Source organism: uncultured Nocardioides sp. (genome assembly GCF_902805925.1).
Lineage (GTDB): Bacteria > Actinomycetota > Actinomycetes > Propionibacteriales > Nocardioidaceae > Nocardioides.
The window spans coordinates 1-5,773 of record NZ_CADCUP010000151.1 but is presented as its reverse complement, the minus strand read 5'-3'; the positions used below and the strand labels follow the sequence as shown (position 1 = coordinate 5,773).

General features: G+C 73.2%; 6 protein-coding genes and 2 pseudogenes. 3 read left to right on the top strand and 5 right to left on the bottom strand.

Annotated elements, in window-relative coordinates:
- Nucleotides 1–25 precede the first annotated feature (25 nt).
- A complete protein-coding gene (locus QZX64_RS10935; protein WP_295659534.1) occupies nucleotides 26–229 on the bottom strand; it encodes an SDR family oxidoreductase in 204 nt (67 codons plus the stop codon).
- A gap of 225 nt (nucleotides 230–454) precedes the next feature.
- Here QZX64_RS10935 and QZX64_RS10930 point away from each other — a divergent pair, with 225 nt between their 5' ends.
- The 3 genes from QZX64_RS10930 (at nucleotide 455) to QZX64_RS10920 (ending at nucleotide 3,838) form a co-directional block, all read left to right on the top strand.
- Nucleotides 455–1,921, top strand: a complete 1,467-nt coding sequence (locus QZX64_RS10930) for a gamma-glutamyltransferase (protein ID WP_295659532.1) — start codon at nucleotides 455–457, stop codon at nucleotides 1,919–1,921.
- Nucleotides 1,918–3,075 carry a M20 family metallopeptidase gene (locus QZX64_RS10925; protein WP_295659529.1) on the top strand — a complete coding sequence of 386 codons (1,158 nt, stop codon included), beginning with the start codon at nucleotides 1,918–1,920 and terminating at the stop codon, nucleotides 3,073–3,075. The genes QZX64_RS10930 and QZX64_RS10925 overlap by 4 nt, the downstream gene beginning before the upstream one ends.
- Before the next feature lie 112 nt (nucleotides 3,076–3,187).
- Nucleotides 3,188–3,838 carry a GntR family transcriptional regulator gene (locus QZX64_RS10920; protein WP_295659527.1) on the top strand — a complete coding sequence of 217 codons (651 nt, stop codon included), beginning with the start codon at nucleotides 3,188–3,190 and terminating at the stop codon, nucleotides 3,836–3,838.
- A 7-nt stretch (nucleotides 3,839–3,845) separates the two neighbouring features.
- Here the strand turns inward: QZX64_RS10920 and QZX64_RS10915 are convergent.
- From QZX64_RS10915 to QZX64_RS10905, 4 genes and pseudogenes are all read right to left on the bottom strand, one after another.
- A pseudogene (locus tag QZX64_RS10915) lies at nucleotides 3,846–4,196 on the bottom strand (MBL fold metallo-hydrolase); the annotation flags it as partial.
- Nucleotides 4,197–4,231: 35 nt separating this feature from the next.
- Nucleotides 4,232–4,687: pseudogene (locus QZX64_RS16730) on the bottom strand (MBL fold metallo-hydrolase); the annotation flags it as partial.
- A 66-nt stretch (nucleotides 4,688–4,753) separates the two neighbouring features.
- Complete coding sequence (locus tag QZX64_RS10910; protein ID WP_295659520.1) at nucleotides 4,754–5,167, bottom strand: hypothetical protein; 414 nt, start codon at nucleotides 5,165–5,167, stop codon at nucleotides 4,754–4,756.
- 60 nt (nucleotides 5,168–5,227) lie between these two features.
- Nucleotides 5,228–5,587, bottom strand: a complete 360-nt coding sequence (locus tag QZX64_RS10905) for a cupin domain-containing protein (protein ID WP_295659517.1) — start codon at nucleotides 5,585–5,587, stop codon at nucleotides 5,228–5,230.
- Nucleotides 5,588–5,773: the final 186 nt, after the last annotated feature.

Here is a 5,773-nt window from a genome sequence, read left to right as displayed (position 1 = left end):
CGACACTGGTCATGCGTGGCCCTGTTCAGACGGAGGTGTAGCCGCCGTCGACCACCAGCGCCTGACCGGTGATGTACGACGAAGCGGAGGAGGCGAGGAAGAGCAGCAGCCCGATCATCTCGTCGGGCTCGGCCCGCCGACGTAGCGGAATCTGCGCGGTGAGCTCGTCCAGCGCCCGGCCGGGGTCCTCCTGGTGTGCCCAGAAGGAGCTGTTGAACGAGGTGTCCACCCGAGGCCTCGCGCCATGGCCTGGGCCCGCACTCCGGCCAGCAGGAGCTCGGCGACCTCGAGCGACATGTCCGGGCTCACCAAGAGGTCGCGCCCCGGACAGGCCCTGCCGATCGGCGGTGTGAGTCATCCAGACTCCTTCACGGAGATGTTGAAATGCTTTATATCCATCTCACGAGTGCTTTTGGCAAGACCTCTCCATATTTCCCGTTCCGAGGAGCCGCGCATGCCCACCTCCGACCACACCGCCTCCAGAGCCTCGGGAGCGGGAGGCGCCGCGGCCACCGCACACCCCCGGGCCACGAGGGCGGCCGTCGACGTCCTGCAGGATGGCGGCAGCGCCGTGGACGCCGCGATCGCCGCTCAGGCGGTGATCTGCGTCGTGATGCCGCAGGCGGCCGGCATCGGGGGCGACGTCCTGGCCCTGGTGCACGACCGGGAGGGGGTCGCGGCCGTCAACGGCACCGGACTCAGCCCGCGAGGCCTGTCCGCGCCCCCGGCGACCACCGGCGGCTCCTCGGTCGCCGTTCCCGGGCTGGTCGACGGATGGGTGACCCTGCACGCCCGCTGGGGACGACTGCCCCTGGAGGCCGTCCTGACCCCAGCGATCGCCCTCGCCGCCGACGGACTCACGCCCGACCAGGGCCTCGTCGCCGCCGTACGCCGGCAGCGGGACCGTCTCGAGGCGGGCGGGGCATCGGGCTGGTCCCTGCTCTCGGCCGCGCGTGGCGACGACGGGACGACGTGGGTGCAGCCCGAGCTCGCCGAGCTGCTGCGGCAGGTCGTCAGCACCGGGCGAGACGCGGTGTACGCCGGGCCCCACGCCGCGGCCCTCGTGGCGGCGGTCCGGCGGTGCGGAGGCTCGCTGGACCTCCGCGACCTCGCCGAGCACCAGACTCCGTGCCCGCCCCCGCTCACGGTGGCGTGGGGTGAGGGGCACGTGCACGTGCAGCCACCCATGTCGCAGGGAGTGCTCCTCGCGATGGCGCTCAGGAAGGTGCGCCAGCTGATGGGCGACGGGCCGGTCGACGACCACCTCCTGGTGGAGGTCGTCGGAGCCGTCTTCGCCCACCGCTCGTCCTGTCGGCGGGGCGCGGAGCTCCTGGACGTGGAGCTCACCGTCGACCCGACGCGAGCCTCCGGGCGTGGGGGGCCGCGGTCCTACCTCCACACCGCCGGCGTGGCCACGGTCGACCGCGCGGGACAGGTCGTCTCCTCGCTGATCAGCGTCTTCGACGACTTCGGGTCCGGGGTCTTCGTGCCCGAGCTCGGCATCGTGGTGAACAACCGGGCGGCAGGGTTCACCGACGGCGACAACGCCCCTGCACCCGCCAAGCGCCCGGTGCACACGCTGGCACCGGCCATGGTCACCTCGCCCGCCGGCGTCCTCGGCGTCGCCACCCCCGGCGCCGACGGGCAGGTCCAGACCCTCCTCCAGGTGCTCACCGCCACGCTGGCCGGCCGGTCGCTCCCCGAGGCGGTCGGAGCGCTGCGCTGGCGCAGCCAGGACGGTGACCTCCTGCTCGAGGCGGGCCACCCCGCCCACGGCACGCTCACGGCACGGGGTCACCAGGTCGTGCCCGTGCCGGTCGGCGACGGAGTGTTCGGGTCCGTCGTCGCGGCGGGCACGCACCCCGTCCCACACGCGGTCGCCGACTGGCGACGCGACAGCGACACCCGAGGAGTGGCATGACCCCGCAGGAGCTGACCGCCCGACTGCTCGAGACCGTGGCCGCCCAGCGCGAGGACATCGTGGACCTCTGCGCCGACCTGGTGGCCGCGCCCAGCGTCAACCCGGTGGGCGACACGCGCCAGGTGGCCGACGTGGTGACGCAGGCCCTCCGCGTGCGCGGCATCCCGATCCGCCAGGAGCACCTCGTGCCGACCATGCCCTCGGTGGTGGCCGACATCGACTCCGGGCGCCCGGGCCCCCACCTGGTCCTCAACGTCCACCTCGACACCGTGCCGCCCGGCGAGGAGTCCGAGTGGACGCGACCGGTGTGGGAGCTCACGCGCACCGGGGGCCGGCTCTACGGCCTGGGCATGGGCAACATGAAGGGCGCCGTGGCCGCCATGATCACCGCCGCCGCGTTCCTCGCCGACCGCCGCAGCACCTGGTCGGGGAGGATCTCCTTCGCCGCCGTCGGCGACGAGGTGGTCTTCGGGGAGAACGGCGCCGCTCACCTGCTCCGCGAGCACCCGGACCTGCTGGGCGACGGGCTCCTCTGCGGGGAGGGGCCCGGCTTCGAACGTCTGGCCGTGGGCGAGAAGGGGGTGCTGTGGCTCGAGCTGTCGGCCGAGGGACCCGCCGGTCACTCCTCCGCCGTGCTCCCGGGGCGCTCGGCGGCTGCACGCATCGCCGAGGCGGTCACCCGCACCGACGCACTCAACGGGCTGACCGGAGCGCTGCCTCCGGAGCTGGCGTCGGTGGCCTCCCGGAGCGGGGACACCGACCCGGGGTTGGTCCTGACGGCCAACGTCGGCACGGTGACGGCCGGCACCTTCATCGGCCAGATCGCGACCCGGGCCACCGCCGAGGTGGACCTGCGCCTCCCGCCGGGGATCACGACAGCGCGCGCTGGCCCTCGTCGAGGATGCGGTGGGAGACGTCGAGTCCCTGCGGGTCCGCCGGGTGAAGGGCTGGGACGCGAACTGGACCGCTCCCGACACCCCGCTCGTCCGCGCCAGCGACGCCAGTCGCGGGCGCCGGGCCGGCGTGCCGGCGCTGTGCTACGGGCCCAGCCGACCTGGTCGGCAGGCATCGACGACTACGCCGAGGAGGCGGAGGTGCTTCGTTGTGTTTCCCTGTACGCGCTCACGGCCCTGACCTTCCTCACGGCGCCGTGATGAGTTCCCTCCGCCGGTCACCGGTGCGGCCCGACTGCCGCGCTTTCGTATACTTTCTAAACCATCTGCTCCGGGATGTCGACGGAGCCCCGAGCCACAGGACGGAGCGGTCGTGAGCAGCTCAGCACCCCTGGTGCCCCCGGTCCCGGCCAACGCCACCTTGACCACACGCGTCCACGACGCCCTGGAGCAGGCGATCATCACCGGCGACCTCGAGCCCGGTGAGCGGATCCACGCCGACGCCCTGGCTGCTCAGTACGGCATGAGCCGGATCCCCGTCCGAGAGGCGCTGAGGTCGCTGCACGAGGCAGGCTGGGTCGACATCAAGCCCCGCCACGGCGTCCACGTCCGCGAGCGGACCCCCCAGGAGCTGGACGAGCTGTTCGAGTTCCGCGCCGTGGTCGAGGGCCTGATCGCCCGGTGGGCCGCGACGCGGCGCACCGCGCAGGACCTCGACCTGCTCGAGGCCTGCCTGCTGAGCAGCAAGGAGGCCGTCACGAAGCCCACCAGCGGCTCCGGCTTCTACGCCGCTCTCCGGGCAGCGGCCCGCAACTTGGTCCTGGCGGCCACCTCGGCCGCCCTCGAGAAGCGGGCGCGGTTCTACTTCTCCACCGTCGAGCACGAGCTCGGGGAGGACTGGCTGCACGTGCACGAGACGGTCCTGGCGCACGTCCGCGACCGGGACGCCGAGGCCGCCGAGGCCGCCGCCCACCGGCACATCGAGGACACCGGCAAGGCCGTCGCCGCCCTGTTGTTCGACTGACGGCGGCTCACCGGTGGCCGGAGCGGGGGTGACGGACGGCGTTGAGGACGAGCTGGTCGTGCCCGGGGACCAAGCGGGCGTCGGCGTCCGCCGCCTCGCTCAGCAGACGGTGCAGGGAGAGCTCGGCCGAGGCCTCGTCGTCGGGTCGCCCGCCCGCGCAGTAGCCGCACGGCACCCGGTCCAGGAGGTTCTGACCCAGGTCGGCGGCGTCCCCGGCGAAGATCCACGTGCCCGACTCGGGCAGCTCGACCCGCAGTGACGAGTGCCCGGGCGTGTGCCCCGGCGTCGAGAGGACCCTGACCCGGGGCGCCACCTCGGCATCCCCGCCGAGCAGCTCCCACCGGGTCCGCGAGTCCGACCAGTCCGGGGCCCGGAACCCGTCTGCGACACGGCTCGACCACTGCGCGCGAACTCGAGCTCCGAGCCCTGGAGTGCCACCGCGACACCCGCCGCCGCCAGCAGCGGGATCCCGCCCGAGTGGTCGAGGTGGAGGTGGCTGATGACGGCCAGGCTCAGGTCCGAGACGGCGAGACCCACGGTGGCCAGGGCGGCGGTGAGGGGCTCCCCCGCGAGTCCCCAGTTCCACCGACGGGGGTCGGGCGGGGTGGGGTACAGCGACCAGGTGAGCCGGTCGGGACCCTCCCCGGCGCTCACCGCCCCGGCCCGGTAGCTCTCCTGGGTCTCCTCCGCGTCCAGTGCCTCGCGGGCCATCCCGGTGTCGAAGAGGACCCATCCCTCGACCGTCTCGACCAGGACTCCGAACAGCGGCTCCCAGCCCAGCTCCGAGGTGCCGCCGCGCACCGACAGGGACCTGGGGACGCGTTCCGCGCCGAACTGCAGCAGGAACATGCGCGAGGCCAGACCACCCACGGCCATCCACCCGTCGTCGTACGGTTGCGCGCGGGCCCGGCACGCTCAGGATTTCTTCGTGCCGATCCTGCGCAGGAGCAGCAGCACGAGCGCGTACACCGCGGCTCCCTCCGGCCACTGCGTCACGATCCGGCCGGGCGAGGCGAAGTTGCTGCCGTCGACCCATGCCGTGCTGCTGATGCGGTGCTGCACCCACCTGTTGTAGCCGTCCACGACCTGGGGCCGCGCCTCGACCGCGGTCCTGCCGGAGCGCAGGACGCGGGTGACCTGGTGGACGATGAAGTCCGCCTCGTGCTCGAGGTTGGAGACCGTCAGCCCGCCGTTGGTGTGGGCCGTACATGATGAAGAAGCTCGGAAGCCGGGGACCATCAGCCCCGCCAGGGCGAACGGGTCCGGACCCCAGACCGTGCGCAGGTCGGCGCCGGCGCGGTCGTCCAGCAGATGCCTCTCCCACCTCACCGGCGAGGAGCTCGCGCTGCCGGTGCGCCGAGGCCGGGCTCGACCGGTGCGGGGTCGTCGTCAGGTGAAGGAGGCCAGGGGTCGCCCGATCTCCACGATGTAGGTGGACAGCATGACGCCGCCCTCCGGGCCGACGTCGTAGGCGTTGTGGGGGGTTCCCGGTGGGATGAGGAAGCCGTCGCCGGGGTGCAGGGTGAGGGTCGGCCGGTCCTCGATCCGCATCTCGACGGTGCCCGCCACGATGTAGCCCACCTCCTCCCCCGGGTGGGTGTGCCAGCCCGACTCGACGCCGGCGGGGATCTCGGTCCTCACCTGCACGATCTCCCGGCCGGCGATCGACGAGGGCCGGCGCAGGAGCTCGGTTCGCTGCAGTGAGGCCGCCAACGCGTCGGCTGCGGCCGGCTGGTCCTGGGTCGTCATGTCGAACCTCCCATGGCAGGTGATGCCCCGACAGTGGAGCGCGGCCACCGCGTGGTGGGGTGTGCGGAGCTGCTCGGGTACGGGGCGGCGGGCAGTGGGCGACCCGCCGCTCCCTCGAGGGTCTCGCGACCGGTGACCCGGCACATCTGCCAAGTGACTGTCCCGACGCACCTCCCGGCGCCGCCA